A 22,598-nucleotide genomic window follows, 5' to 3' on the forward strand; every position below is an offset into this window, starting at 1 on the left:
CCTACAAGGCAGTCCATGTTGTATATTTTGTTTAGTTCAAGCATCAGCTATCACCATCCAATCTAACGGCAACCGTCCTCTTGCCTTTGTCACGCTTTACATTGCTAGGCGTTGCCCAAAACTCAATCGTTGATTGTTTAACGTTTAGTGCCTCAGCGCATTCTTGTTTTGTGCCTGTGGTGATTAAGTTATCACCTTTGTATATTGCATACATTAGTGGTCACCTGCTTTCTTGACCTCGACAGTTACTAAAGTATCGTACTTACTGCCGCCATGAGGTACTACAAGTAACTCGACCAATTCCATATTTCTTTTTTTACCAACACCGTTAGAATTCCATCCAAAACAAATCGCTTTTCCGTTTGTCTTTAAAATCCTTGCTATCTCATCTAAATGTCTCGCCCTCCAAGAAGCTTGTGTTGTCTCTTGAGTAACGGCTATTCCAAATCCTTTGTATGATTCCGAAACCTGTCTTAACGAATACGGAGGATCATATAGTACGACATCTGCTGAATCAGAGTCTATTTGCTTTAAAAAGTCCAATGCGTCCATGTGATAAGTAGTATCAAATTCAGGATTTAAATCATTTGTAATGGTTCCCCATTTCGACTCATTAGCAAATGGATCAACTATGACCAATCCTTCGCTAACGTATTTTTTTAGCAATTCGTTAATCGGCTTGATTGTAAAAGTATTTTTATTAGGCATAGCCCATATTCTTTTAAATTCCATAATAATCACAAAGGAGTAAAAAGCTTTTTAGTGTCGGCCGACAAACCTCCACTCCTTTCTTGGTTTATTCTTCTACAAAGTCAATTAATTCAATTCCAATTACATTTTCACCAATTGAGTCCCATTCATCCTCGATTAAACAGGTATCTCCGTCTTCATTAGTTAATTCCATTGAATACCAATCATCACCTAAGTCTTTTAGTTTAATTGGGTTCTCTTTAAATGTTTTATCATAAAAGTCGTCAGGATCAACTTGTAATAGTGCTGCTCCTTTGCAATTACCCCCAACTTCATAGGTCACAAAACCTTTAAATTCAAATGACTGGAAATTCACTTTTATAGTGTGTACTCCACGGCTAATATTTTGATCATAGTTTTCCATCCCTACTCATTCCTTTCGTCATATCGGTTAAGCGAAAATCCGTCTGATGGGCTATGATATGTCGTATAACCCTTGGGTTCTTTGATAAACAGCCAAATGTTAACTAAATCTAAATAACCCTCATCCACATCTTCGCCACATGTAGCTATAAATTTATTTTTGTCGATTCCTAATAGACCGCAAAAATCTTTTAGCAACGATCGGTTATACTCATCATCTTCAATCAGAATATATAAAACACCTTCTGATTCATAATCAGATTCATAGAGTTCAATATTGTTTAAACCGTCTAAAGCTTTTTTGAACCGTTTCTTTTGTTGTCGTTTATTCATTGCTTTCTACCTCCTGTAATTCTTCAGCTGTTGTTTGAAGCGCACTCCATACACCAATATTTATTTTGCCGTCAGAAATCATTTTTTTGTGTTGCTCTAGAGTAAGTCCGCTTTTTTCGATTGCTTCTACCACTTTAAACATTTTTATTTGTTCGGCGGTGGCTGGTGTGCATTCTTTCGCAAAAGTTGAATCTAAATTAAATGCACCTTCTTTTAAAGTATTTAGGTATGTGTCTAATTCTAAAACTTTGATAATCCCACCATTAATTTCAAGCACTTTAAAGATAAAGGTAGCATTTGTTTTGTATCCTTTAGAATAGTAAGTAGTGCTGTAATACTCCCCGACCGCAAACGTTTGTTGGTGGTCTGTCATAATTTGCGACCAAGGCGTAGGGTTGTTGTTGTTATTTTTAATATTTAAATCTGGTTGGTGGTCTGACTGACCTTTTATAGCATTAAGCTTATGCAGTAAATCAGCTTTGCCTAATCTCAAATAAGGGATTCCATTAGTTTCACCAGCAGGCGCCATGCATTCAATTTCAAAAATCAAATCGTCTATTGTTGTTTTCTCTGTCATTGTGATTCCTCCTTATACAACTCAATCCCCATCACTACATAATCATCAGGCAACGGAAAATCAGGAATGTATGTGACTAAAACCTCTACCTCATTGCCTGTATATTCTCCGTTTTCATACTCATGTAGTATTAAGTGATCACCTTCTAAAAAATTACGATCATTGACACGGATTTCAAATTTCTTTTTTCCTGATACCACATCTCTATAAAATATTGGTGCGATTTTTAGGTAGTGAGTTTTCATATTTCGTCCTCCTCTACTGGTACAGTGAACATTTGACATTGTTTATCCATTGGATGCCTAAACCCCCAATATTTTTCATTAATTGCTTTTATTTTTTCTTCGGTGAACCACTGCGTTCTATATCCATCATTTTTGCTCTCAGGTATAATTTCATAAGAATTTTCTCCAAGTTGCGTTAACAACCAACGATCGCTTTCGTCTTCGTAGAATACAACTTCATATATCTGCTCTTTTTCCACGGTGTAGTCATCAGTAGCAATTGCGATAAGAAACGTAGCGTAATTGCTAACTATCCAATCATTCAAACCGCTTGGTCCTAAGCGAGATTCGTAATATAGAGCATTTGAGGTCGTAGCTGTTGCAGTTAGTTCCCAATTTTTAGATTTACAAAAAGCGATGTATCTTGCCACAAACTCTGGCACCACAACCTTGTCTTGTTGTGTTGGTAGTCCGTTAACTTTGACGTGATCGATTAACGCATCAATTGTTTTACCAGTTAAATTTACCAATGTGCCGACTTTGTCTGATAATTCACTGTAATCTTTAAGAGATTTTGACAATTTTTCGCACTCTTCTTCGGTCGCTTGGGTTGGTAGTGATGATTTGAGTTGTTGCATATCTGATAAAGCAATGTCAATAAATCGCCCTGCTTCTTTGTGGTAGCAACTACTTATACTATCTTGTTTTTCCCAGTATTTGATTTTCTCGTCTATCAATTTCTCAACTGTTTTCATGTGTTGTTTCCCCTTTGGTCTCTCCTTGCACTTTTGCTATGAGTAGCAATAAGATATAATCACTAGGCAACGTTCGTAAATTTTGAATATACAATCCTACTTTGAACTCCGCAAAAGATTCTTTAATGCTATTATTTTCTACGAATTCACAATAATCTTGATAAATTTTTTCCAACATCGATTCAGTGTGCATCTACTCCACCTCGTTTAGTAATTCAGTTTTTTCAATTTCATAACTTTTCCAAGATTCACAAATCGGACAAGACCATACTTCCTCAACATCGTCTTTTTCAGTTTTTTCTTTCCGCATGGTATATAGATCACATTTTTCACAAAAATCCTTCTCCCACGCCCGAAACTTCGGTTTATTCATTCGGTTCAGTCCTTTCAATTCAAGAAAAGGCGGGTTTCCCCGCCCTAAAATTACGCAATTATAGTGATTCGTTCTGATTGAATTTCTTCTTCTAACGCCTCAACTAAGAACTCTCGAATATTGACGATTGCTTGATTTCTCCAAGCACCACCATCAGCTTCAAAGATTGCAGCACGTGGACCATCTTTCATGCGGAATACAAACTGGCTAGCTGGCTGTTCTACTTCTAAAAATGTTCTGTATGGTGCTAATAAAACAGGATTAGGAACTTGAACGGCTGCTTGAGTGGCAACTCCTTGGTTAATGGTAATAGCTTGGCTAACCCCGTCATCGCTTGCCTGTTTAACATTTTTTTCTGCTACATTTCCAACGACTTGTAACAACAATGCACGGTCATCTGGAATTTCTGAATTTTCGATCAAACTAACAAATTTTGATTGTAATGCGATGTTGAATTCTTCCATATCATAGAAATTGTCAAAGTGGAATCTAGGAACAATCGCACTAGCTGTAGCTAAACATTCTCTACTTCCATCTTCTTCAATGATCCCTTTCAAGTGAACCGTTTGTTCATTTTTAATTTGTACGATCAATTTATTATTGATACGTTCGATATTTGCTTTAATATAATTTACGAATCCTGAAAGAGTGTTGATTTCAAGTGGATCAGCTAGATAAACTTTAGGACGAATTTCTGTAGCGTCCCCATTATTATTAATAACCATCCAGCGTGTATCATTATCGAAGTTAACCAAACGATCATCAGGTTTAATTCCTTGTTCCATCAAATATTGAATTGATTCTTTTGTCATTGTCATTTATTTATCCTCTTTTCTCTTGTAAGTTTATGATCTGTTGCTGTTGAGATTCTTTGGCTGCTTCTTCTTTTTCGATAACATCAATAGGTTCACCGACGTCCGTTTTTTGTTGGCCATCAACTGGATCAATGAAGGTCTGACCTGGTGCCTCAGATTGCAATTCACGAGCAGCAACCTTTCCGCTGCTTAAATCCTTACCCGTTAAAATCGTAGTATCGAAATCACGAACTGGAGCTAATTTTGTTGAAAAACTACTGTTTAGATTAATTACTTGACGATTATCATCTGGTGCAAATTCAAGCTTGATAGTGATCGCTCGTTTATCTTTCGCTTTAGTATTCGGATCATGAATATTCTTAAATAACTTTTCTAGCTCACCATCCAACTTTTCTTGAATGGCTCCATTTGCCATTGCTGATAAATTCAATTCAATTTCTTTACTCATAGTAATCCCCCTTTCTAAAATGCTCCTGGTTGAAAGCCTTTATTCGGCTGTTGCGATTGTGTCGGCTGATTAAATGTTTGTTGCGGTACTGGTTGGTTAAACGTTTGTTGTGGCGCTCCCGTTTGTGCTACAGGCTTTAAAAATTCTTTGATTCGGTTATTTTGGCGTTCTTCACCTTGACTCTTATAGCTGTTGATTTCAACTTTTGCTCGCCCAATACTGCCGATAATGGTTGACCAATTCGGATTGAAGGGTTGCCCAATGACTGGTGCTTGTCCGATAGCTGAGAAGAATTCTGTTAGTTTCCATTGGAATTTTTTCATCATATACAATCGTTCTTTCACTACAGTTTTACCTTCCGCTCCCGTTACTTCTAAAGATACTTCTGCATATGGTGCGCCATTTGGAATTTTGTCACTAGCTCCGTCATAAATTTTGCGTTCCATGTTTGTTACTGTAAATTGATACTCTCCTGCTGGTAAAAGTGTGAACGAATTTTCTTCGGCCACGAAACCACCATTCCAGTCTAAAAACTCATTTTCGTTGTTGTTCATTCAATATTCCTCCTAGAAATTTCTAATTTTTGTATTTAATAAATCCATTGCCTTACTCCAGTTACTTGATAAGTAACCCCAAAGATCGGCTGGAATATTATCCAATGGTGTATCGGCTGGCATAAAACCGCCTTGATAAATAATTTGCATGATCTCTTCGACCGTTACCTGATTGGCAGCCATTAAATCACCTACCGATTTTGGAATGCTTTCAGGAATAATCTGATCTCGTTCTGGCGCAACATTTGAAATAGGAACATTTTCATCAGGTATGCTTTGCGCTGCAGAAGCAACGTCAAACTGAGAACCTGGTTCTGGTTGAACTGGATTACTTTGTGGAAGAGTTACTTGCATGAACGCCTGAGCAAACTGAGAACCTGGTTCTGGTTGAACTGGATTACTTTGTGGAAGAGTTACTTGCATGAACGCCTGAGCAATCTGAGAATAGTCAAAAGGCAATTCATCAGATAACCCCATTCTATTTTTAGCATCCCAAGCTGGACGGTGAGTTGTATACATCATTCGTTGACCGCCTGTAGCCTTTTTACTGTCTGTCTTGCTGTCTGTGATGATAGTAGTCTTATAGTTAGCAAACAACACGGCATCCGCCCATTCTTTGACTAAGGGAGCTGTCTTCTTCTCAAGCTTCAACTCATAACGATCATAAGCACCCATTTCGTCAGGCTCTTCTTTTTTACGTAGCTGTGCGTGTGCAGTAACAACTACATTGACCCCAGCATCTACAACATCACTTAATAAATTAAGCAAGCTCCCCATTTCTTTTGCTAGTGCAACAAACTTTTTTCCGTATCCTTCTGAATCGATAGCTGACCAACCGTTTGAATCCATTAAATGGCGTTTACAGATTTCTTCTGCCCAATCCATCGTGTCGATCACTAATGTTTGGCAAGGCTTATTCGCTTTTACAAACGACACTTGTTGTAATAACATTGTCCAACTTGTCGGCTTGTCGAATCGTTTTACGTTCATATGGAGTGTTGAGTCCTCCGTATCAATAAACAACGGATCAGGAAACTGACTTGCAAATGTTGATTTACCGATTCCTTCAACTCCGTACAAAACTAATTTCTGTGCTTTTGGTACTTTACCACTTGTAATATTCATTAAAATGCTGCTCCTTCCCATGATTTAGGTGCTGGCGGAATAATATCTTTATCTGGTGCAATATCATCACCAGATACATAACCATCTTCAATGATGATTGAACATTCATCACCAGTTGAAACTCTGGTAGCGATGGCTTGTAGTCCTTCCTGTTCTAGCCATTTCCCAAACTCTTCTAATGTTACTAAATCCATTTGTTCTAATTTATCGATTAAAATGAATCCACAATCTGGTTTAAGTTTACGAACAATCGCAGTTGAAACTCTAAGTTGTTCCGCTCCACTCATGTTGTCCCACTTCTGACCTTTATAGATAAGCTCACCATCTTCAACCGATAATTCAGGTAATGGTAAATCAGCGTTATTCAATAGATCCGTTTTCTTCTTGCGAACATCTTCTAATTTTGATGTCAATTTCTGATACTCTTGGCGCTGAACATTGGCATCTTCTTCGGCTTTGTCTTTATCCAAATTAGTACGAACTTTAGCGTTGATAGTTTCGATATCTAATAAATTACGCTCCAGTTCTGCTGTTGATTCGTCATTAAGGTTCTCAGCAGATTTTCTAGCTGTTTCAAGGTCTTTTTGTGTAGCTTCTTGTAATCCCATTAATGTTTGTAATTGACCTTGTAATTCTTGGATTTGTTGGTTGACACGAGCGATATTATTTTCACCTTGCTGCAGTTGATACTCGATCTGACTTACTTGCTCACGTTTCCGCTGATTCTCACCATTACGAGCTAGAATTTCCTGTTGCTGCTGAATCAACTCAGATGCTGATACAAGCTCTTTCGGTGCATCTGGATAAAACGGCTGCTCTTTAGCGAACTTCTCTTTCTGATCGGCAATCTGTCCGATTGTGCGACGTTGATTATAGATGTCATTTTCTTCTCGTTCCAATTGCATGAGTTGTGGTCCAACACCAATAATTTGAAGTAAGGTATTTGCTTTTTCTTTGTTAGATGAATCAATGAACTTTGGTAAATCGATGGCCAACTCTTCTACAAATCCATTAAGGAGTTGTTGACCAGCTTTTTCGCCGTTCGGATCAATTACTTTCAATGTGCTGTTTTTTCCTTTACGCTCAACAATTAATCCGTTACTCATTACAATGTGAATATTTGGCGGTGTCGCTGAGCCTTCACGATAAGCCTTACTAGGTTTGTAACGATCACCACCTAATGCCCATGCAATAGAATCTAAGATACTTGTTTTCCCTTGGCTATTTGGACCGCCAATTACTGTCAAACCATTTTGAGTTGGTTCAACTTTTACGGCTTTTACACGTTTTACATTCTCAATTTCTAATTTATTTATTTTTACCGACATGATTTACCTCCTTAAATATGACAATCTACAATAGTAATGTAGTGATCTGGTTTAGTCTCAAGCATTTCCTTAAACGATTGCTTATATTCTTGACGACTTTCACTAGTTGACCCATCTATACCCCACCAGCCCATTTCTCCTTTTTCCATCCATTTACCATCTGGAAGAATCATGGCAAAAGTGCCTAGTTCTGCTTGTTCGGTAGCATATTTTTCTTTCGTTCCATATCGTTCGATATAATATTCGGGTTTCCACATATTGAAAAAGTCTTCTCCATCTTTTGCAGGTTCACCATCTACTTCAACTTCCCAAAAACGAATTGCTTTGTCATATGCCTTCTGATCCATTGATAAATCTAAATTACTAATTTGTGCAGAATCAACTTTTTCACCAGACTTTAGTTTCAAAAGACCGACCCAGCGACCACCAACTGAATACCAATCCCATTTACGATTAGGATTTTCCCAGTACCCTTTTTTTCCTGTTTGTTCATCAATATCACAATCATCGTCTTCATTGAATTCAAGATACTCTTGTGGACAGTCCCACATATTATTTTCTTGATACGGAGCTAGTAGTTTATCAACTTCCTGTTCAGTTCCTTTTTCCGTAATAACGGCTACTGTAAAATGACTCATTTTCTGATTCCTCCTAGTTGTGTTATAATTTAACTAACCAATATTTATTTAATGGCTTGTATCGTTTGCAGACGATGCAGGCTCTTGTTTTATTTTTTTTCGCCATTTACGTTGTATGAAATGGTAGATTCTTTTTATAGTATCTAAATCAATTTCTTTCATCATTTCATTAATTGAGTGAATGTAAATTTCTCTGGATGGTTCGTTATTTTCCATATCACATCCCCGCTCTCTGAAGAACATCTAGTATCAAATTGTACTCGTGATACATTTCGGTTAATTGATCCGTTTTCTTGATATCCTGATCCTTTAATGGTTTAGCATTTTCATTTCTGATCAACACTGCATAGTTATCTCTTTTGTCTTTGATTGCTTGGATAACTAGCTTAGTTTGTTCTGGATTCAACATCTGAGTTATCCTCCTTATCCGTGAAAGTGAATATGTCATAAATGGTTATTCCAAAAACATCCGCAATATCTTGAGCTAACATTAGTGACGGATTAAATCGATTACGTTCCAATTGAATGATTGTTTGCCTACTACATCCAACTAAATCTGCCAATTCCTGTTGCGTCATACGTTTTCTAGCTCTTTCTACATGAATACTCGTTTCAAATCTTGTTTCTTTCGGCATTTTAAATTCCCCCTAATTTAATCTTTTTCGTTTCCCAACATATGAATGAAAATCCAATGTCCGAACAACGACATAAGCAACAATGACAGCCAAACCAATCCAAAAGGACACATGCGCAGTAGCGACTACGAATAGAGCCATTGGGATATCTTTCAGCTTCAGCGTGCTATTCCAAATGCACAATATAAGAATCATTAAGCCTGCAACTACCCACAAGTTAGACATGATGGCCAAAAATAGGACAAACGGTGTTTCATCTAGTGCGTTGAAGAATTTGCGTTTCATTTGTTTACTCCTTTCTTATTCTGACTGCTATGCTCGCTAACCACATCACCGCTAAAAATATATAGCCTTGCATCGTCTCGCCTGTGGCAAAGCAGATGACTGATACTGTTAGTAGGATTAGGTTGGCTGTGGTGATCATTTCATAATCTCTTTAAAATTTGTTTCCAAAAAATTAATCATCTCTGACCTCAAAAATGAATACGCATCACCACCACCTCTTGGATAGTGGACAAATCCACCATCATTTAACACATCCAACTTTTTACGATATTGAGGTTTCTCTAGAACTTGTTCGCAAAACCACTTGCTTGATCGATTGATTCTAGAGACCACTTCTTTTAATGACATCCACCTACCTCGATCATCCGCTTTCTGTAACTCTTCGTAATCAGTCCGAAGGATCATTACATATTCTTGAGGTACTTCGATTACGGTTTCGACCTTAATTTTTTGAGTAACCGAATTATTCATTGTTTATCTCCTTTCAATGCTGTTTGTATGTTTATATCGCTTTCGGTATACTAATATTTGAAAGCGAGGTGATATTATTGGTCTTACCTAAAGATTTTGCTTTAGCTGTTGTTGCATCGTCTAGTCCTGATCTATCCGTCCAAGAAAAGTTCGAACTATATATTGAAGCTTTTGAATTTATTCAAACGAAAAGTGCCAAAGAAAAACCTGCGCAAACTAAAAACGACCCTATAAAGACTGTTCGAGATCTAAAAAAGATGGGGCTTTAGCTAAAGCTGTGAGGATATCCGCAATTGTGTGGATTTCCTCTTTTTTATATTTCCTTAGTAATACAGTGTATATAGTTGAAGCTTCTAAACAATATGATGTCGGCTTTACAGAAAACAAGTTATCGTATATTTCGTATAGTTTTTTTTCTGCTTCGTCCATATGGCTATCTCCTTTCTATGCTGTTTGTTTTGTTTTCTTGGCACCGAAACTTGAATTTGATTCAAGTTTATCTGTAAAAAAAATTACGTTAAAATCCATTTCTCTAACATCTGTCTGAAGAATCTCAGATAGTTCCGCCATTTCTGGAGCATTGAATGTTTCTGGATTTTTTAATTTTCTGGATAACGTTTCCGGTCTAATACCCATTAACTTAGCAATATGAACCTTTTTAATACCTTTTTCTTCTATAAGTAATTTTATATTTTTTGCCATAAAGTCTCATCACCTCCTGTCATCTTATAAACACAGTATAAACTTGATTTAAATTCAAGTCAAGAAAAAACTTGAAATTAAATCAAGTTTTTGTTAGATTATATATAAGAGAGGGTGATATAATGAGCAAGAAAGTTGTAATTGGTAATATGATTCGTTATTTTTTAAAAGAAAACAAAATGACAATGAAGCAATTAGGGAATGAGTTGGGGAAATCTGAAAGTAATATTTCGAAATGGATATCTGGAGCAAGCACACCTCAAGCCAAAGAAATAGCTAAAATGTCATTCATATTTAATACAGATATAGATACGTTAATGTTTGGTAATAACAGTCTTATAATAGGGAATATAGTAAAAGTTGTTAAAGAGTTAGACGCCGATCACCAAGAAAAGGTTTATGATTTTGCAAAGTATCAGTTGTTAGAACAAAAAAGTAAATAAAGAACAGGACTTAATCTTCCCGCTCTTTACTATTTGCTACAATTATTTCTAATATTATTTCCAAAAGTGTAATATCGTTGATTTCTTCTATAAAACTATTAATTAAAACTTTATAATTATCCATTTTCCACCTCGATAAATTTTAAAATTACTACTTTATAGAAACTACAAAAAAGCTAATGCATTTGTAGTATGCATTAGCTCTTTACTCGCAGCAATCAACAACACTATACAACAAATAGACTATAAATCACCACTAATTGAAAAAAATGATGATATTAGGACAATAGTTTGTTATACTTAATATGTTGTAGCGATAGCTACAAGATGAGAGTAGCACACTAAAGTTCGTACCTTTAGTGTCTGGTCCTGACAATTGACACAGGTTGGTAGCCCGTGGATGTTAGGATCAGCTCTTTTTTTATTACGCGCTTTTTATTTAATAACAATTATGACTGTTTTTTATTTTAAACTCCTGATGTAATAACGTAGACTGAAATAAATCCACTAACCGCAGCTATCAAAGTAATCATTGTATCCACCCCTTTACATTTATTAAGAAACGTACGCTTGCAAACTAATATGTCTCTGTAGGTAAAGTTTAGCAAACAACACCCGTTAAATAAAGAACAATTTGACGAATTGTGAAATTAACATCAAAAACAACAGTTTTTTATTAATTTTGTCTTATTTTAGTTTTTTTATGTTTTTCTCATGCTAAAATCACATTAAGAGAGGGTGAAGCTTATGAATATTGGGGATACTTTACGTTTTTTTAGAACTAAGTTAAAAATATCTCAAAAGGACATGACTCCAGAATATATGGATGCATCAGCTTATTCTAGAATAGAAGGTAATGTTAGGAGCATAAAACTAGATGAACTTCAAAATATTTTTGAAAAAACTGGCATACACTCAAGTGAGTTTTTTCGTTTTTATGATTTAGATTACAGACAAACAAAATTTAAAGAGCTATATATTTATTGCGCTACCCATTTAGAAAATAAGAGTAAGAAGAATAAATTAATAGATTATTATTATAAACTAAAATCAAATAATCATAAAAACTCAACAGAACTTTCAAATTATATAGCGATAAAGAATTTTTTCGGTCCTCATTGGGATGAAGTTGAAGAAATAACTCAACAAGAAGTAGATCATATCTTCAGCATTCTAATAAATAAAAAATTCTATTTACATCACGACTATGTACTAATTTCGAATATAGTCAGATTATTTTCCGCAAAGCAAACTGACTTAATCGTTCCTAGAATTATCCCGATCCCGTTTGATAAAAATAGAAATATTGAGACAAAAAAGTTTGCGCATAATACTTTGATTAATATAATATCGCTCAAACTTTATGCGATGGATCACTCAGGCGCAGAAAAATATATAAAATTAGCTAAAAAACAAAATAAGCTAGAGACGGACTACAATTTCAAACTAAACTTGCAGTATTTGAATAACTTACTTCAATACTTGATAACAGGTGAAATGGTCTATATAGAGAGAGTTCATGATTTTATCCATATTCTGGAGGATATAGGTGATGATTTACACGCTGATCAAGTTAAAAAAGAAGTTAAAATACTCACCCATGATAAAGATAGTAAAAAGATGCTCGAAAGTTACGAAGTTGGTTTGTTCAAACAAGATTAATGTTTCCGTCGCTTTAACAAACCTGTTCATGATATAATCATATAACTAATATAAATTGTAAAGTGAGGATTTAAAATGAAAAAGATTTTTGTTCTAAGCTTGTTATGTGGGATAATTTTAGTTGGATGCGTATCTAAAAATGAGAAAAAGATAGACTCTGAAAGCTCTTTAACAACTGAAAAGAACTCGCAACAAAAGAATATAGACAATGCTATTAGTTCGCTGAAAAAAGGATTCTCAGCATACCACGATGTTTCTTTTGATAAAAAAACTAAAAGCTTTATCTTAAGCCCGAAAGAAGGATTATCCGAAACAAAAACACTAATTAAAATAGCTGATAACCCTACAGAGCCTAAATATGAGGAAACTCTAAAAGGTATCGCTTCTAATTTTATCGAATTATCTATTTCTATTTCAAAAAACATTGGTAAGGATTATAAGATAAAATTGGCAAGTCCAGGAAATGACCACAAATATATGTTTGTGGTACAAGACGGAAATATAAGCTATCCAATTATCACCGAATTTAAAGACAAAAAATCTAGCTCTAATACTAAAACTGGTGGTTCTACAAAATCTGGAAGTCAACAGAACGTTGAAGCTGAAAATGCCAGATTAAAAGCTGAAGAAGAAGCTAGCGAGGCGGCGATTCAAGCTCAATTTGAAGAAGAACAACGAAAAGCTGATGAACTTAATGCTCAATTGCAAGCTCAAGCAGATGCTGATAACGCTAGGTTCAAAGCTGAAGAAGAAGCTAGTAAAGCTGACATGCAAGCTCAATTTGAGGAAGATCAAAGAAAAGCTGACGAATTTAATGCCAAACTGCAAGCTGATTGGGAAGCCGAAAATAGACGCTTAGCTGAGCAAGACAAAGCAAATGGATATTAAATAAATTCTTCTGTCCAAGAAAGATAAACAAAGAACTAACATTTAATAGGATTAAATACTAAAAGTATTTTTATCAAGCTCACAGGAGTGATACAACATGGCAAGACTCGTTAAACGAGGTAATTCATGGCAGTATGAAATCTCATACAGAAAAGAAGACGGTAAATTTACTAAGCTTAGAAAATCAGGCTTTAAAACAAAAAGTGAAGCGAAAGCTGCGAGCTGTTGAGTTGGAATACGAAATTTCAAAAGGTCTTTCTGCTGAAAAGAAAAACATGTTTCTGGCTGATTATTTTGAAGACTGGATGATACTTTACAAAAAAGACAGTATCTCCCCAGTGACTTACAAAAAATATGAAGACACACTAAAGAGCTTGCAGAAACTGGCTCCATTTTTAAAACTCTCTGAAATGGACAGAGACATCTACCAGAAGCTTTTAAATAAGTATGCAAAGAATCATGCCAAAGAAACTGTAATCAAGTTTAACAATCATGTGAGGGCCTGTTTAAAGGATTCTATCGATGATGGTGTTATCAATAGAGATCCTACAAGAAAAGCTGTAATTAAAGGCAATAAGCCATCTAAACCTAAAGAAGACAAGTACCTCGACTATTCCGAGTTTAAAATGTTACTTAAAGAAACTGAAAAACACTTAAATCCTGAATACGCTTCTCCATATTTAGTTATTACTGCAGCTAAAACGGGTTTGAGATTTTCCGAGTTGTTAGGTTTAACTTGGGATGATATCGATTTTGATAAGCGACTCGTTGACGTCAACAAGACCTGGAATTATAAGATCAAAGAATTCGGTCCAACAAAAAACGAGTCATCTATCCGCAAAGTAGTGCTAGATGACAGAACGACAGAGATACTGGCTGAATTAAAGAATAATCAGTCTGAGATATTTAAGAAATTTGGTATTACAAATCCCGATAACTTAGTCTTTTATAATTTAAAAAACGGAATCGTCTCAAATAATGCAGCTAACAAATTTTTAAAAAAGATGCTTAATCGTTTGAACATTGATACTAACTTAACTTTACATGGATTAAGGCATACATATGCATCAGTTTTATTGTACAAACAAATAAATATCCTCACAGTATCCAAATTGTTAGGACATAGGGATACAACTACAACTCAAGAAACATACGCTCATATAGTAAAAGAACTGGAAGACCAAGACCTAGAAAAAATTGGCGATATTATGAAATACTTATAAGCAATTTGGCACAAAGTTGGCACAAATAAATTGGAACACCTATCAAATCAACGTTTGACAGGTGTTTTTTACGTTCTCGACTGGAATCGAACCAGCGACCTATCGCTTAGGAGGCAATCGCTCTATCCTACTGAGCTACGAGAACATTCCTTATTTATTTTAGAAGTCTTTTCATTCAGTGTCAATAAAAATAAAAAAAGAGACAGGCATATCACTCTGCGAGTCATATGCCTGCCTTAAAAATTCGAATAAACAATGTGAGCAAAAGCTACTCCTTTAGAAATAAACACTTCTGCCTCATTCTTTGTTTTTCTTTTTTATTTTTTGATTGCCTTTTTACCTTTCAGCATTTTGACTAAATAAAGTCCACCTACCACAACAGCTAATGTTTTACCGATTTTACCATTTCTTGCTACTTTTTCTTCTTTTGTTTTGCTCATGTTTCTCACGACCTTTCAGTTTTAACTTTTGTCTGTTTCCCTATACTTGTATTATAAGGAGTTAAAGATCGTTTTGCTAATCATCTGCTTGAAATCAAAACGCTCGTAAAGTCAGTGTATGGATGTTATGCTTACCTTAAACCTTTAAGGGTAAATGAACGTATGGAGGTAATATGTATGACAGACGATTCAAAAGAAAAAGTTATTGCAGAGCGTCAAGATGATTATCAACAGAAAAAAGAAGACATTATCAAAGAAGCTTTAGAAGAACATGAGGAAAAAAACGATAATGACAAACAAAACGTATAACGACAGATAGGCTAAGTGAGTATTAAACCAATGAACTCACTTAGCCTATTTTTAAAAGTAATCTACTAAAATTGGTTTGCCTTTCGCTAAGCGTCGATCTAATAACTGAATCCACTTCTCTTTTCCACCGATTTTTCCATAGAAATTCAACTCACTAGCTGTTCGATCCCCCATGAAAAGTTGCGTTGTGGTTTGAATCGTACTTACAATAAGTTCTTCTTCACTCACTGTAGGTGAACTGGAATCAATTTTTACACAATTCCCTGTCCTTTTTCATCTATTGCTAATTCCCAGATTCCTTCAGTCCAAGAAGCGTACTCGTCCGCAACTTTAAGATAATAAACTTCTCTATTTCCTACTTGGATAGGATACTTAAGTAAAAAACCTTCTAAATCAATAATTCTACCCATCATATACATGGAGTATAAATAATTTGACTCGTTAATGTATCTTCTAAAAAGCACCCACAATTCAATGAGTGTGCAACAATTTTCTTAAAATGCTCTTTGCGTTTATCTGTTGTCTCAGCATTAAAAGCATAGACAGCTAAATCAAACATTTCATCCAATCTTTCTTCGCCCATAAGACACACTTCTTTTTCCATGGTGGTCCACCTCATCTACAACAAATTATTTATTGTTCATTTTACGCTAATATAAAATGATGTCCAGAAAAATAGCTAACCTTTCTACACAAAAAAAGGCCAAAACATGACCTTAAAGATCATATCCCAGCCTTTCTATTTAATTCACAAAAGATTAATTCCACTCTATTCTTCTGGCTCACCAAGATTTGGATCCATTTTATTCGCAGCAATAACAAACGGAGCCCAAATTACAAATGCGACAGCCAAATTAACGATTGTTAAAACAATTGCTCGCCAATCACCTGCTGTGGCTAAGAAACCGCTGATGATCGTCGGCATTACCCAAATGACATTTACAACAACAGGATTGACTAATCCAGCCATTGTAGCAAAATAAGCGATCGTAGCTGTTACTAATGGCGCCACAATAAATGGAATCAACATAATAGGATTCAATACAACTGGCATCCCAAACATGACTGGTTCATTGATATTGAATAAACCTGGTCCTATGCCCAATTTTCCGACTGTTTTATAATCTGCACGTTTAGATAAGAGTAGGATTGAAATAATCAAGACTAATGTCACACCAGCCCCACCAGGCCAAACAAATGCTTCAAAGGAACCAGCAACCCATTTATAAGGGATTTCTTGTCCTTGTTGATATGCATTTGTATTATCAACCATTGCTACTCCATAAATTGACTGTAAAACTGGTGACATAATATTCGTTCCGTGAAGTCCAAAGAACCATAAGACATGCACTAATAACACAATCAACAGCACAGCACCATAGCCCTGAGATAATCCAAGCAATGGCGTTTGAATCGATTCAGAAATCCAATCGATCAATAATTTCCCAGTTAATTTTTCAAATACATGATAAATCAATCCTGAAACATATAAAGCTGTTACACCGGGAATAATAGCAGCAAATGCTTTTGAAACTGCTGGTGGTACTGAATCAGGCATTTTAATTACAATATTTTTCTTAATTAATTTAGCAAATATAATAACAGAAATAAACCCAAAAATCATTGCTGTAAACAAACCTGTTCCACCCATGTACTTACTAAACGGGAAAAAACCCCAAGCACCTGCGTCAACAGCAGAAACACCATCAACTGTGTTGACAGTCGCACCGGCATCCGTAAAAAGTTGAGCGATATTCTTTGGTAACTTTTCAGCCAATGTCACTGTTGCTGTTGCACTTTGCGGTAACCCAATGAAAAAAGCCGCTAATGACACCAACATACCAGATAAAGCATCGACATCATATGCTCTTGCAACATTGTATCCTAGCGATGCTGCAAAAACAACAGCCATGATCGCTAAGGTACCTGTCCAAACCAATCCATTGATTGCAATAACAGGTTCAAAGAAACTGGTGATTCCATTACCTTCGCCTAAATATGTGTTAGGAAAGTCACGCATAAACGCATTTAACAAAACCGCAATAGCACCTGCCATCGTAACCGGCATCATGCCGATAAACGCATCTCTAAGTGCAACTAAATGTTTTTGTGCTCCGATCTTCGCAGCTACAGGCAAGATGTACCTTTCCATCCAAGCTGTTAATCCATTCATTTTTTATCCTCCTAATAATTTATTTATTTAAAAAGTTTTTACTTTCTAAAACAGATTTATATATCTAAATACAATAAATAGCCTTTCTAAACATAGCATCAATATAATCTTACATTCTTATAATAAGCAAAAGCTATGCCAAATTGATCTAGACCAAAATCAATCAGGATGAAGCGCTTTCTTTACACAGATAAATACACAGTGATTGCACTGTGCGTTTTGTGTGTAAAAATGCATAAAAAAAGAGTGCCTCTATGACACTCTCCTCAAAATGACTCTTCCATCATTTTTAACATTTTAGTAAATTGACGCTTTTTGAAAAACATAAGAATAGTCCCAAGTACTGCATCATTCATTTTCTGTAAAAATCCATATGATTCCATCTTCTCATTATAACGAATCTCACAAGACTTTTCATCCAACGGCTTGATATCATACTGCACTAAAAAGTCGTTTTTTGTTGTAGAGGTGCGAAAATGGTAAGATGTATTCTCAACAAGTTTTTCCACTTTGATACGAGCCCGGCTATTTTTGGAAAATTCCTTCACATATTCAAAGTTGTTTAATTGTTTTCTTGTTAAACTTTTGCCTGTATGCTTCCGTATATCAAACAAAACAGAATCCATGACTTGGTCATAAAAAACAGATGCAGGAATATTCATTTTTTTTATAATTTCCATTATCTTTTCACCTCGTTACTATTTTTCTTATTTTGTTCTTCTTTCTTTCTGCCTTTGAAGAAAAAATATCCTCCAACGACTACTAAGAATATACCTGTAGTCATACTTAACAAATCATACGTCATTGATGCAGGATTAAGCGCATATAAGATTATAATTAAACCGATACTGCATACGAATAAACCATTTCTTACCATTTTACATCCATCCAATCTTTTTAAACTGCAACTGCTTGGAAGAACAAGACACCGCCCCAAGGTTGTGCTTTGATTAATTCTTTTGCTTTTTTAGCTGCTTCTTCTTTATCTCCTGTTACGTCGAATGCTAGTTTGATGCCTTTTTTTTCTTTGAAAGTGTATGTAAAGTCGCCACCATCATAGCTTTCTAATAAGTTCTTGATTTCTTCTTGTTGCATTGCACTCGCAATTGTGATCATTTTAACCTCTCCTTAATCATAAAGCAGTTGCTCTCACTTGGTTAAAAGTGAAAGCAACAGACTATTTAGTTTTTTTATTCAAAATCAGTTGGTTCCATTCTGTTAGCCGCAATAACGAACGGTGTCCAGATTAGGAATGTTACAACCATACATACAATTGTTACAATTGGTGCTCTCCAGTCAGCTCCTGTTGCTAAGAATGATAACAAGATCGGAGGTACTACCCATGTTACTTGTTGTGATACTGGTGCTACTAATCCAAAGTACGTTGCTAACCAGCCGATTGTTGTTGCAACAACTGGAGCGACTAAGAATGGCACAAACATGATAGCATTTAATACAATTGGTAAACCAAACATGATTGGTTCGTTGATATTGAAGATACCAGGTCCTAATGATAATTTACCAACCGTTAGGTAATCTGCACGTTTAGAGAATAACAAGATAGCGATGATCAAGACCAGCGTACCACCTGAACCACCAAACCATGCGAATGCATCAAATGAACCACGAACCCACATGTAAGCTTTCCCTTCATCAATGGCTTTCAAGACAGCTGGGGTACCAGTCAAGCCTTTGTAGCCTTTTTGGAAAATATCGATATTGATTAATTGTGCTTGTCCCCAGATCCCTTCTAAAACTGGTGCCAATACGTTTGGACCATGGATACCAAAGAACCAGAAAATTTGAACGAAGATCGTTACGATCAATACGGCACCTAGCCCTTGAGATAAACCCAAGAATGGTTCTGCAATATATTTTTGAACAAGATCGATGATCAATTGTCCATTCGTTACTTTTCCTACAACATAGTTAATAATTGCAATAACATATAACGCAATCGTCGCTGGTAAAATAGCTGCGAACGCTTTTGAAACTGCTGGCGGAACTGAATCAGGCATTTTGATTGTGATATTCGCCAACATTAATTTACAAAAAATGATAACTGAAATCGCGCCCATGATCATTACAGTAAAGTATGCGTTACCATTTAAGTGATCTAGTTTTAACCAACCCCAACCGCCTGCTGTTAAACCTTCAGCTGTTGCTGACCAACCAGAATCTGCAGAGCCAGCATTGATTGTGTTCATCAATTCTTTAGGTACTGCTGTTTCTAATGTATTAGAATAAGCAAATGCAATTCCTTGGATCAATGTCGCTAACCCAACGATACCCCCAGCTAAATCATTTACTTTGTATGCTCTTGCTAGATTGTACCCCCAAGAAAAGGCAAAAATCAAACCGGCAATCGCCAAAGTTCCATTCCAAACAAATCCGTTGATTCCAATAATAACATTAATAACTGCAAAGATTCCCTTGTCTGCTGCAAGGTTTGTTGCATAGTCTGAGAAAAATTGTTGTGGCAAGTCACGAATTATCGCGTTGATCATTACTGCAATCGAACCTGCCATTGTTGCTGGCATTGTCCCAATAAAAGCATCACGTAATGCAACTAAGTGCTTTTGCGCACCAATTTTGCCGGCCACAGGTAGAATATATTTCTCCATCCAGGCTGTTAATCCATCCATTTTTTAATTCCTCCTATAAATAATATTTATTTAAAGAGCGATGAAACTCCTTAAAACAATGTCATCGTTAAAGTCCCGTTCAAAAAACTTTAACATCCATCTTCTTCCGTTCAAAAAAGAAAATATCTTCTCTTACTCATTATCCATACGACGATACAAAACGACGATCTCTTTTGCTAAGTCTGTAAAAGCGATCGACGTCATCAAGTGGTCTTGACTATGAACTGTCAATAATGTGACTTGACTGTGATTTCCTTGAGCTTCTTGCGTTAACATTCCCGTTTGAGAATGATGTGCTTGGACTAAAGATTCTTCTGCATCGGCAATTTTTTGATCCGCTAATTCGAAGTTTCCTGTTTCAGCATATGCAACCGTTTCCATTTCATCGTTTTTTGCATTTCCTCCGTACATGATCAACCCCATTATTGCTTCTAAATGTTGTTGCTCTTCCACGTTTGTAGCTCCGTTCATTCGTATTATTTTTTACTCACCTATTAAAGCAATTGCTTGATCTAACACTTTTTCGCCGTTCATCATACCATAATCTGACATATTGATTACATCAAATGGAATACCTTTAGGTGCTAACTTTTGTTCGAACTGTGATTTCATGAAACGTACTTGTGGGCCTAAAAGTAATACGCTTACATCTTTGGCTTCTAAATTATTATCTGCATCTGATGCGGATACAGCAAAAATATCTGCTTCCATTCCACGATCTTCTGCTGCTTTTTGCATTTTTGTTACCAATAAACTTGTGCTCATCCCTGCTGAACATACTAACATAATTGTTTTTTTAGCCATTTTTTACACTCCTTCAAAATTTGTTGTACTTACACTTTTATATAAAGCAAGAAGTGTGCCAAAGAAACATATAGACCAAACCTCACAACGACAGGGTTTTGGTCTATACAGATTGTGTACACACTATTTACTTAACTACTGCACGCTAATTTTTGTGTGCGCTTTCTTTGTTGATATATTAACATTCAAAATGATTCAGCGTTTCATTAGAGATCCTATATTTTTAGTTAAAACCATTATTTTTTGTGAGCTCCTTAAACCAATAGCCACTTTTCTTAATCGTTCTTTTGGCCTCTTGATCTAAATCTACTGCAATGAATCCGTACCGGTTTTTATAGGCATTTAACCACGACCAATTGTCCATACATGTCCACATATGATATCCCTGAACTTGACTTCCTTCTTGAATTGCTTGATAGACCCATTTTAGATGATCTTTTACAAATTCGATCCGATAATCATCTTCGATCATTCCCTCTGCATTCACAAAACGTTCTTCACCTTCTACCCCCATACCGTTTTCAGAAATGTAGCAACGAATATTGTGATAGTTTTCTTTCAAATTCATTAAGGTGTCATAAATCCCTTTTTCGTAAATTTCCCAACCGCGATAAGGGTTCATTTTTTTCCCTGGCATATCATACACATCATAAAAATCTTCTGGTAAGATACCATTACTTGATATTTCTATTGGTGATTCTTTGGCTTTTACTCTACGTGGTTGGTAGTAATTCACGCCTAAAAGATCAATCGTATTTTCAGCAATCGTCGCTAAATCCTCTAGTGTTGTTTCAGGCATCAAGTCCTGTTCTTTGAGCCATGCTACTATATCTTCTGGAAAATGACCTTTTACAGCTGGATCTAAAAACGAACGATTGAACAATCCATCTACCAAACGGGCAGCTTTAACATCTGCCTCATTTCCAGGATCTCTGGGATAACTTGGTGTCAAATTAAGAACGATTCCGATTTCACCTGTTAAATCCAGACTATGATAGACTTCTATCGCTTTTGCACTTGCTAAAGCTTCGTGATAGGCAACTTGAACACCATGCTTTAAGTTTACTTCTTCTGGATAATGCCAGCCATATAAGTATCCACCTTCGACAGGCACGATTGGTTCATTGTGCGTAAACCATTTTTTCACACGGTCGCCAAATAATTCAAAACAAGTCTTAGCATAAAATACATAGTAATCCACTACTTTTCGATTCAACCAGCCGCCTTTTTCTTGTAACACCATCGGCATGTCAAAATGGTATAAATTCATGAACGGTTCAATACCTTGATCCAACAAACAATTGATTACATCATTATAAAATTCAACAGCTTTTGGATTTACTTCGCCTGTCTCTGGATCAGGAATCAATCTGCTCCACTGAATCGACGTCCGAAAAGAGTTATGCCCAGTTGCTTTCATTAGTTGGACATCTTCATGATAGTTCTTATAAAACTGAGAAGTCTTATCTGGACCTACTTCATTGAAAAACTTTTCAGGTTTCTCTTCATACCAAAAATCCCATATATTTTGTGCTTTTCCATCCCCTTTAAAAACACCTTCTGTTTGAGGGCCACTAGCTGCTGAACCCCACCAAAAACCTTCTGGGAACTGATAATTCATGCTCGTCATCTCCT

At 35.8% G+C, this 22,598-nt stretch carries 39 protein-coding genes and 1 tRNA gene; 6 read left to right on the plus strand and 34 right to left on the minus strand.

The annotated features are described in order from the left end of the window. Window positions 1–213: 213 nt before the first annotated feature. The 21 genes from AC1PU0_RS12795 to AC1PU0_RS12895 all read right to left on the minus strand — a co-directional run bounded on the left by AC1PU0_RS12795 (window position 214) and on the right by AC1PU0_RS12895 (window position 10,376). Entirely contained in the window at window positions 214–666 is a 453-nt protein-coding gene (locus AC1PU0_RS12795; RefSeq protein ID WP_479998459.1) for an adenine-specific DNA methylase, read from the minus strand. 130 nt (window positions 667–796) lie between these two features. After that, entirely contained in the window at window positions 797–1,114 is a 318-nt protein-coding gene (locus AC1PU0_RS12800; protein ID WP_479998460.1) for a DUF5406 family protein, read from the minus strand. A 2-nt stretch (window positions 1,115–1,116) separates the two neighbouring features. Next, entirely contained in the window at window positions 1,117–1,446 is a 330-nt protein-coding gene (locus AC1PU0_RS12805; RefSeq protein WP_479998461.1) for a hypothetical protein, read from the minus strand. Then, window positions 1,439–2,023, minus strand: a complete 585-nt coding sequence (locus AC1PU0_RS12810; RefSeq protein WP_479998462.1) for a hypothetical protein — start codon at window positions 2,021–2,023, stop codon at window positions 1,439–1,441. The genes AC1PU0_RS12805 and AC1PU0_RS12810 overlap by 8 nt, the downstream gene beginning before the upstream one ends. Continuing rightward, window positions 2,020–2,268, minus strand: coding sequence for a DUF3850 domain-containing protein (locus AC1PU0_RS12815; RefSeq protein ID WP_111248856.1), 249 nt, complete (start codon window positions 2,266–2,268; stop codon window positions 2,020–2,022). The genes AC1PU0_RS12810 and AC1PU0_RS12815 overlap by 4 nt, the downstream gene beginning before the upstream one ends. Beyond that, on the minus strand, window positions 2,265–3,002 hold the full coding sequence (locus tag AC1PU0_RS12820) for a DUF1642 domain-containing protein (RefSeq protein WP_479998463.1): 738 nt from the start codon (window positions 3,000–3,002) through the stop codon (window positions 2,265–2,267). Before AC1PU0_RS12820 ends, AC1PU0_RS12815 begins: the two co-directional genes overlap by 4 nt. Further along, the gene (locus AC1PU0_RS12825; RefSeq protein ID WP_479998464.1) at window positions 2,989–3,195 is read right to left on the minus strand and encodes a hypothetical protein; all 207 of its coding nucleotides are present in this window, start codon (window positions 3,193–3,195) and stop codon (window positions 2,989–2,991) included. Before AC1PU0_RS12825 ends, AC1PU0_RS12820 begins: the two co-directional genes overlap by 14 nt. Then, window positions 3,196–3,375, minus strand: a complete 180-nt coding sequence (locus tag AC1PU0_RS12830) for a hypothetical protein (protein ID WP_479998465.1) — start codon at window positions 3,373–3,375, stop codon at window positions 3,196–3,198. 50 nt (window positions 3,376–3,425) lie between these two features. Further along, window positions 3,426–4,193, minus strand: a complete 768-nt coding sequence (locus AC1PU0_RS12835; RefSeq protein WP_479998466.1) for a hypothetical protein — start codon at window positions 4,191–4,193, stop codon at window positions 3,426–3,428. A gap of 4 nt (window positions 4,194–4,197) precedes the next feature. Continuing rightward, the gene (locus tag AC1PU0_RS12840) at window positions 4,198–4,638 is read right to left on the minus strand and encodes a replication terminator protein (RefSeq protein WP_479998467.1); all 441 of its coding nucleotides are present in this window, start codon (window positions 4,636–4,638) and stop codon (window positions 4,198–4,200) included. 14 nt (window positions 4,639–4,652) lie between these two features. Then, window positions 4,653–5,192, minus strand: a complete 540-nt coding sequence (locus AC1PU0_RS12845; RefSeq protein ID WP_479998468.1) for a hypothetical protein — start codon at window positions 5,190–5,192, stop codon at window positions 4,653–4,655. A gap of 12 nt (window positions 5,193–5,204) precedes the next feature. Further along, window positions 5,205–6,317 (minus strand): ATP-binding protein, encoded by a 1,113-nt coding sequence (locus AC1PU0_RS12850; protein WP_479998469.1) that lies wholly within the window; start codon window positions 6,315–6,317, stop codon window positions 5,205–5,207. Next, window positions 6,317–7,645: an AAA family ATPase gene (locus tag AC1PU0_RS12855; RefSeq protein WP_479998470.1), complete on the minus strand. Its 1,329-nt coding sequence runs from the start codon at window positions 7,643–7,645 to the stop codon at window positions 6,317–6,319. Before AC1PU0_RS12855 ends, AC1PU0_RS12850 begins: the two co-directional genes overlap by 1 nt. An 11-nt stretch (window positions 7,646–7,656) precedes the next feature. Continuing rightward, on the minus strand, window positions 7,657–8,283 hold the full coding sequence (locus tag AC1PU0_RS12860; RefSeq protein WP_479998471.1) for a hypothetical protein: 627 nt from the start codon (window positions 8,281–8,283) through the stop codon (window positions 7,657–7,659). A gap of 48 nt (window positions 8,284–8,331) precedes the next feature. Further along, a complete protein-coding gene (locus tag AC1PU0_RS12865; RefSeq protein WP_479998472.1) occupies window positions 8,332–8,499 on the minus strand; it encodes a hypothetical protein in 168 nt (55 codons plus the stop codon). 1 nt (window position 8,500) lies between these two features. Then, a complete protein-coding gene (locus AC1PU0_RS12870) occupies window positions 8,501–8,692 on the minus strand; it encodes a hypothetical protein (protein ID WP_479998473.1) in 192 nt (63 codons plus the stop codon). Next, the gene (locus tag AC1PU0_RS12875; protein WP_479998474.1) at window positions 8,670–8,918 is read right to left on the minus strand and encodes a helix-turn-helix transcriptional regulator; all 249 of its coding nucleotides are present in this window, start codon (window positions 8,916–8,918) and stop codon (window positions 8,670–8,672) included. The genes AC1PU0_RS12870 and AC1PU0_RS12875 overlap by 23 nt, the downstream gene beginning before the upstream one ends. Window positions 8,919–8,930: 12 nt before the next feature. Further along, complete coding sequence (locus AC1PU0_RS12880; protein WP_479998475.1) at window positions 8,931–9,203, minus strand: hypothetical protein; 273 nt, start codon at window positions 9,201–9,203, stop codon at window positions 8,931–8,933. A gap of 135 nt (window positions 9,204–9,338) precedes the next feature. After that, the gene (locus AC1PU0_RS12885) at window positions 9,339–9,674 is read right to left on the minus strand and encodes a DUF771 domain-containing protein (protein WP_206837977.1); all 336 of its coding nucleotides are present in this window, start codon (window positions 9,672–9,674) and stop codon (window positions 9,339–9,341) included. 228 nt (window positions 9,675–9,902) lie between these two features. Further along, window positions 9,903–10,103: a hypothetical protein gene (locus AC1PU0_RS12890; RefSeq protein ID WP_146237832.1), complete on the minus strand. Its 201-nt coding sequence runs from the start codon at window positions 10,101–10,103 to the stop codon at window positions 9,903–9,905. A 15-nt stretch (window positions 10,104–10,118) separates the two neighbouring features. Next, window positions 10,119–10,376 carry a helix-turn-helix domain-containing protein gene (locus tag AC1PU0_RS12895; RefSeq protein WP_206837968.1) on the minus strand — a complete coding sequence of 86 codons (258 nt, stop codon included), beginning with the start codon at window positions 10,374–10,376 and terminating at the stop codon, window positions 10,119–10,121. 122 nt (window positions 10,377–10,498) lie between these two features. Between AC1PU0_RS12895 and AC1PU0_RS12900 the strand changes: the two genes are divergently transcribed. The 5 genes from AC1PU0_RS12900 to AC1PU0_RS12920 all read left to right on the plus strand — a co-directional run bounded on the left by AC1PU0_RS12900 (window position 10,499) and on the right by AC1PU0_RS12920 (window position 14,592). Then, on the plus strand, window positions 10,499–10,819 hold the full coding sequence (locus AC1PU0_RS12900; RefSeq protein WP_479998476.1) for a helix-turn-helix domain-containing protein: 321 nt from the start codon (window positions 10,499–10,501) through the stop codon (window positions 10,817–10,819). Window positions 10,820–11,566: 747 nt separating this feature from the next. Further along, window positions 11,567–12,481, plus strand: a complete 915-nt coding sequence (locus tag AC1PU0_RS12905) for a helix-turn-helix domain-containing protein (RefSeq protein WP_479998477.1) — start codon at window positions 11,567–11,569, stop codon at window positions 12,479–12,481. A 75-nt stretch (window positions 12,482–12,556) separates the two neighbouring features. Beyond that, window positions 12,557–13,369 (plus strand): hypothetical protein, encoded by an 813-nt coding sequence (locus AC1PU0_RS12910; protein ID WP_479998478.1) that lies wholly within the window; start codon window positions 12,557–12,559, stop codon window positions 13,367–13,369. Between the two features lie 97 nt (window positions 13,370–13,466). Next, a complete protein-coding gene (locus tag AC1PU0_RS12915; protein WP_479998479.1) occupies window positions 13,467–13,598 on the plus strand; it encodes an Arm DNA-binding domain-containing protein in 132 nt (43 codons plus the stop codon). Window position 13,599: 1 nt separating this feature from the next. Continuing rightward, on the plus strand, window positions 13,600–14,592 hold the full coding sequence (locus AC1PU0_RS12920; protein ID WP_479998480.1) for a tyrosine-type recombinase/integrase: 993 nt from the start codon (window positions 13,600–13,602) through the stop codon (window positions 14,590–14,592). Window positions 14,593–14,663: 71 nt separating this feature from the next. On the opposite strand, the gene AC1PU0_RS12925 is transcribed toward AC1PU0_RS12920, so the two are convergent. Together AC1PU0_RS12925 and AC1PU0_RS12930 are read right to left on the minus strand one after the other, a co-directional pair. After that, a tRNA-Arg gene (locus AC1PU0_RS12925) sits at window positions 14,664–14,737 on the minus strand. Between the two features lie 172 nt (window positions 14,738–14,909). Beyond that, complete coding sequence (locus AC1PU0_RS12930; protein WP_276205066.1) at window positions 14,910–15,032, minus strand: hypothetical protein; 123 nt, start codon at window positions 15,030–15,032, stop codon at window positions 14,910–14,912. Between the two features lie 177 nt (window positions 15,033–15,209). On the opposite strand from AC1PU0_RS12930, the gene AC1PU0_RS12935 reads away from it, so the two are divergent. Further along, the gene (locus AC1PU0_RS12935) at window positions 15,210–15,341 is read left to right on the plus strand and encodes a hypothetical protein (RefSeq protein ID WP_258379364.1); all 132 of its coding nucleotides are present in this window, start codon (window positions 15,210–15,212) and stop codon (window positions 15,339–15,341) included. Between the two features lie 51 nt (window positions 15,342–15,392). Here the strand turns inward: AC1PU0_RS12935 and AC1PU0_RS12940 are convergent, their stop codons facing one another. The 11 genes from AC1PU0_RS12940 to AC1PU0_RS12990 form a co-directional block, all read right to left on the minus strand. Further along, window positions 15,393–15,569, minus strand: a complete 177-nt coding sequence (locus AC1PU0_RS12940) for a sterol carrier protein domain-containing protein (RefSeq protein ID WP_340689581.1) — start codon at window positions 15,567–15,569, stop codon at window positions 15,393–15,395. Window positions 15,570–15,592: 23 nt separating this feature from the next. Then, entirely contained in the window at window positions 15,593–15,751 is a 159-nt protein-coding gene (locus AC1PU0_RS12945; RefSeq protein ID WP_242596582.1) for a sterol carrier protein domain-containing protein, read from the minus strand. Continuing rightward, on the minus strand, window positions 15,751–15,945 hold the full coding sequence (locus AC1PU0_RS12950; protein ID WP_242596581.1) for a GNAT family N-acetyltransferase: 195 nt from the start codon (window positions 15,943–15,945) through the stop codon (window positions 15,751–15,753). The genes AC1PU0_RS12945 and AC1PU0_RS12950 overlap by 1 nt, the downstream gene beginning before the upstream one ends. Before the next feature lie 165 nt (window positions 15,946–16,110). Then, a complete protein-coding gene (locus tag AC1PU0_RS12955; RefSeq protein ID WP_069655329.1) occupies window positions 16,111–17,514 on the minus strand; it encodes a PTS sugar transporter subunit IIC in 1,404 nt (467 codons plus the stop codon). Between the two features lie 266 nt (window positions 17,515–17,780). After that, entirely contained in the window at window positions 17,781–18,194 is a 414-nt protein-coding gene (locus AC1PU0_RS12960) for a DUF3284 domain-containing protein (RefSeq protein ID WP_069655328.1), read from the minus strand. Further along, window positions 18,194–18,391 carry a DUF3188 domain-containing protein gene (locus tag AC1PU0_RS12965; RefSeq protein WP_069655327.1) on the minus strand — a complete coding sequence of 66 codons (198 nt, stop codon included), beginning with the start codon at window positions 18,389–18,391 and terminating at the stop codon, window positions 18,194–18,196. Before AC1PU0_RS12965 ends, AC1PU0_RS12960 begins: the two co-directional genes overlap by 1 nt. A gap of 20 nt (window positions 18,392–18,411) precedes the next feature. Further along, complete coding sequence (locus tag AC1PU0_RS12970; RefSeq protein WP_069655326.1) at window positions 18,412–18,630, minus strand: hypothetical protein; 219 nt, start codon at window positions 18,628–18,630, stop codon at window positions 18,412–18,414. Window positions 18,631–18,704: 74 nt separating this feature from the next. Continuing rightward, a complete protein-coding gene (locus tag AC1PU0_RS12975; RefSeq protein WP_069655325.1) occupies window positions 18,705–20,159 on the minus strand; it encodes a PTS sugar transporter subunit IIC in 1,455 nt (484 codons plus the stop codon). A gap of 132 nt (window positions 20,160–20,291) precedes the next feature. After that, window positions 20,292–20,612 (minus strand): PTS lactose/cellobiose transporter subunit IIA, encoded by a 321-nt coding sequence (locus AC1PU0_RS12980; RefSeq protein WP_206849674.1) that lies wholly within the window; start codon window positions 20,610–20,612, stop codon window positions 20,292–20,294. A 30-nt stretch (window positions 20,613–20,642) separates the two neighbouring features. Continuing rightward, a complete protein-coding gene (locus AC1PU0_RS12985) occupies window positions 20,643–20,963 on the minus strand; it encodes a PTS sugar transporter subunit IIB (RefSeq protein WP_111248643.1) in 321 nt (106 codons plus the stop codon). A gap of 223 nt (window positions 20,964–21,186) precedes the next feature. Further along, window positions 21,187–22,584 carry a glycoside hydrolase family 1 protein gene (locus tag AC1PU0_RS12990; RefSeq protein WP_206849673.1) on the minus strand — a complete coding sequence of 466 codons (1,398 nt, stop codon included), beginning with the start codon at window positions 22,582–22,584 and terminating at the stop codon, window positions 21,187–21,189. Between the last annotated feature and the right edge of the window lie 14 nt (window positions 22,585–22,598).

Source organism: Enterococcus sp. XAF26B05_ASV22 (genome assembly GCF_056727285.1).

Coding starts and splice junctions, on each gene's coding strand:
- AC1PU0_RS12985 (WP_111248643.1), bottom strand. CDS start 20,963: ATGGCTAAAAAAACAATTATGTTAGTATGTTCAGCAGGGATGAGCACA.
- AC1PU0_RS12965 (WP_069655327.1), bottom strand. CDS start 18,391: ATGGTAAGAAATGGTTTATTCGTATGCAGTATCGGTTTAATTATAATC.
- AC1PU0_RS12885 (WP_206837977.1), bottom strand. CDS start 9,674: ATGAATAATTCGGTTACTCAAAAAATTAAGGTCGAAACCGTAATCGAA.
- AC1PU0_RS12875 (WP_479998474.1), bottom strand. CDS start 8,918: ATGCCGAAAGAAACAAGATTTGAAACGAGTATTCATGTAGAAAGAGCT.
- AC1PU0_RS12930 (WP_276205066.1), bottom strand. CDS start 15,032: ATGAGCAAAACAAAAGAAGAAAAAGTAGCAAGAAATGGTAAAATCGGT.
- AC1PU0_RS12945 (WP_242596582.1), bottom strand. CDS start 15,751: ATGGGTAGAATTATTGATTTAGAAGGTTTTTTACTTAAGTATCCTATC.
- AC1PU0_RS12990 (WP_206849673.1), bottom strand. CDS start 22,584: ATGAATTATCAGTTCCCAGAAGGTTTTTGGTGGGGTTCAGCAGCTAGT.
- AC1PU0_RS12905 (WP_479998477.1), top strand. CDS start 11,567: ATGAATATTGGGGATACTTTACGTTTTTTTAGAACTAAGTTAAAAATA.
- AC1PU0_RS12950 (WP_242596581.1), bottom strand. CDS start 15,945: ATGGAAAAAGAAGTGTGTCTTATGGGCGAAGAAAGATTGGATGAAATG.
- AC1PU0_RS12900 (WP_479998476.1), top strand. CDS start 10,499: ATGAGCAAGAAAGTTGTAATTGGTAATATGATTCGTTATTTTTTAAAA.
- AC1PU0_RS12955 (WP_069655329.1), bottom strand. CDS start 17,514: ATGAATGGATTAACAGCTTGGATGGAAAGGTACATCTTGCCTGTAGCT.
- AC1PU0_RS12825 (WP_479998464.1), bottom strand. CDS start 3,195: ATGCACACTGAATCGATGTTGGAAAAAATTTATCAAGATTATTGTGAA.
- AC1PU0_RS12935 (WP_258379364.1), top strand. CDS start 15,210: ATGACAGACGATTCAAAAGAAAAAGTTATTGCAGAGCGTCAAGATGAT.
- AC1PU0_RS12865 (WP_479998472.1), bottom strand. CDS start 8,499: ATGGAAAATAACGAACCATCCAGAGAAATTTACATTCACTCAATTAAT.
- AC1PU0_RS12895 (WP_206837968.1), bottom strand. CDS start 10,376: ATGGCAAAAAATATAAAATTACTTATAGAAGAAAAAGGTATTAAAAAG.
- AC1PU0_RS12960 (WP_069655328.1), bottom strand. CDS start 18,194: ATGGAAATTATAAAAAAAATGAATATTCCTGCATCTGTTTTTTATGAC.
- AC1PU0_RS12870 (WP_479998473.1), bottom strand. CDS start 8,692: ATGTTGAATCCAGAACAAACTAAGCTAGTTATCCAAGCAATCAAAGAC.
- AC1PU0_RS12845 (WP_479998468.1), bottom strand. CDS start 5,192: ATGAACAACAACGAAAATGAGTTTTTAGACTGGAATGGTGGTTTCGTG.
- AC1PU0_RS12860 (WP_479998471.1), bottom strand. CDS start 8,283: ATGAGTCATTTTACAGTAGCCGTTATTACGGAAAAAGGAACTGAACAG.
- AC1PU0_RS12850 (WP_479998469.1), bottom strand. CDS start 6,317: ATGAATATTACAAGTGGTAAAGTACCAAAAGCACAGAAATTAGTTTTG.
- AC1PU0_RS12805 (WP_479998461.1), bottom strand. CDS start 1,446: ATGAATAAACGACAACAAAAGAAACGGTTCAAAAAAGCTTTAGACGGT.
- AC1PU0_RS12910 (WP_479998478.1), top strand. CDS start 12,557: ATGAAAAAGATTTTTGTTCTAAGCTTGTTATGTGGGATAATTTTAGTT.
- AC1PU0_RS12880 (WP_479998475.1), bottom strand. CDS start 9,203: ATGAAACGCAAATTCTTCAACGCACTAGATGAAACACCGTTTGTCCTA.
- AC1PU0_RS12970 (WP_069655326.1), bottom strand. CDS start 18,630: ATGATCACAATTGCGAGTGCAATGCAACAAGAAGAAATCAAGAACTTA.
- AC1PU0_RS12890 (WP_146237832.1), bottom strand. CDS start 10,103: ATGGACGAAGCAGAAAAAAAACTATACGAAATATACGATAACTTGTTT.
- AC1PU0_RS12835 (WP_479998466.1), bottom strand. CDS start 4,193: ATGACAATGACAAAAGAATCAATTCAATATTTGATGGAACAAGGAATT.
- AC1PU0_RS12855 (WP_479998470.1), bottom strand. CDS start 7,645: ATGTCGGTAAAAATAAATAAATTAGAAATTGAGAATGTAAAACGTGTA.
- AC1PU0_RS12800 (WP_479998460.1), bottom strand. CDS start 1,114: ATGGAAAACTATGATCAAAATATTAGCCGTGGAGTACACACTATAAAA.
- AC1PU0_RS12820 (WP_479998463.1), bottom strand. CDS start 3,002: ATGAAAACAGTTGAGAAATTGATAGACGAGAAAATCAAATACTGGGAA.
- AC1PU0_RS12815 (WP_111248856.1), bottom strand. CDS start 2,268: ATGAAAACTCACTACCTAAAAATCGCACCAATATTTTATAGAGATGTG.
- AC1PU0_RS12830 (WP_479998465.1), bottom strand. CDS start 3,375: ATGAATAAACCGAAGTTTCGGGCGTGGGAGAAGGATTTTTGTGAAAAA.
- AC1PU0_RS12840 (WP_479998467.1), bottom strand. CDS start 4,638: ATGAGTAAAGAAATTGAATTGAATTTATCAGCAATGGCAAATGGAGCC.
- AC1PU0_RS12810 (WP_479998462.1), bottom strand. CDS start 2,023: ATGACAGAGAAAACAACAATAGACGATTTGATTTTTGAAATTGAATGC.
- AC1PU0_RS12915 (WP_479998479.1), top strand. CDS start 13,467: ATGGCAAGACTCGTTAAACGAGGTAATTCATGGCAGTATGAAATCTCA.
- AC1PU0_RS12975 (WP_069655325.1), bottom strand. CDS start 20,159: ATGGATGGATTAACAGCCTGGATGGAGAAATATATTCTACCTGTGGCC.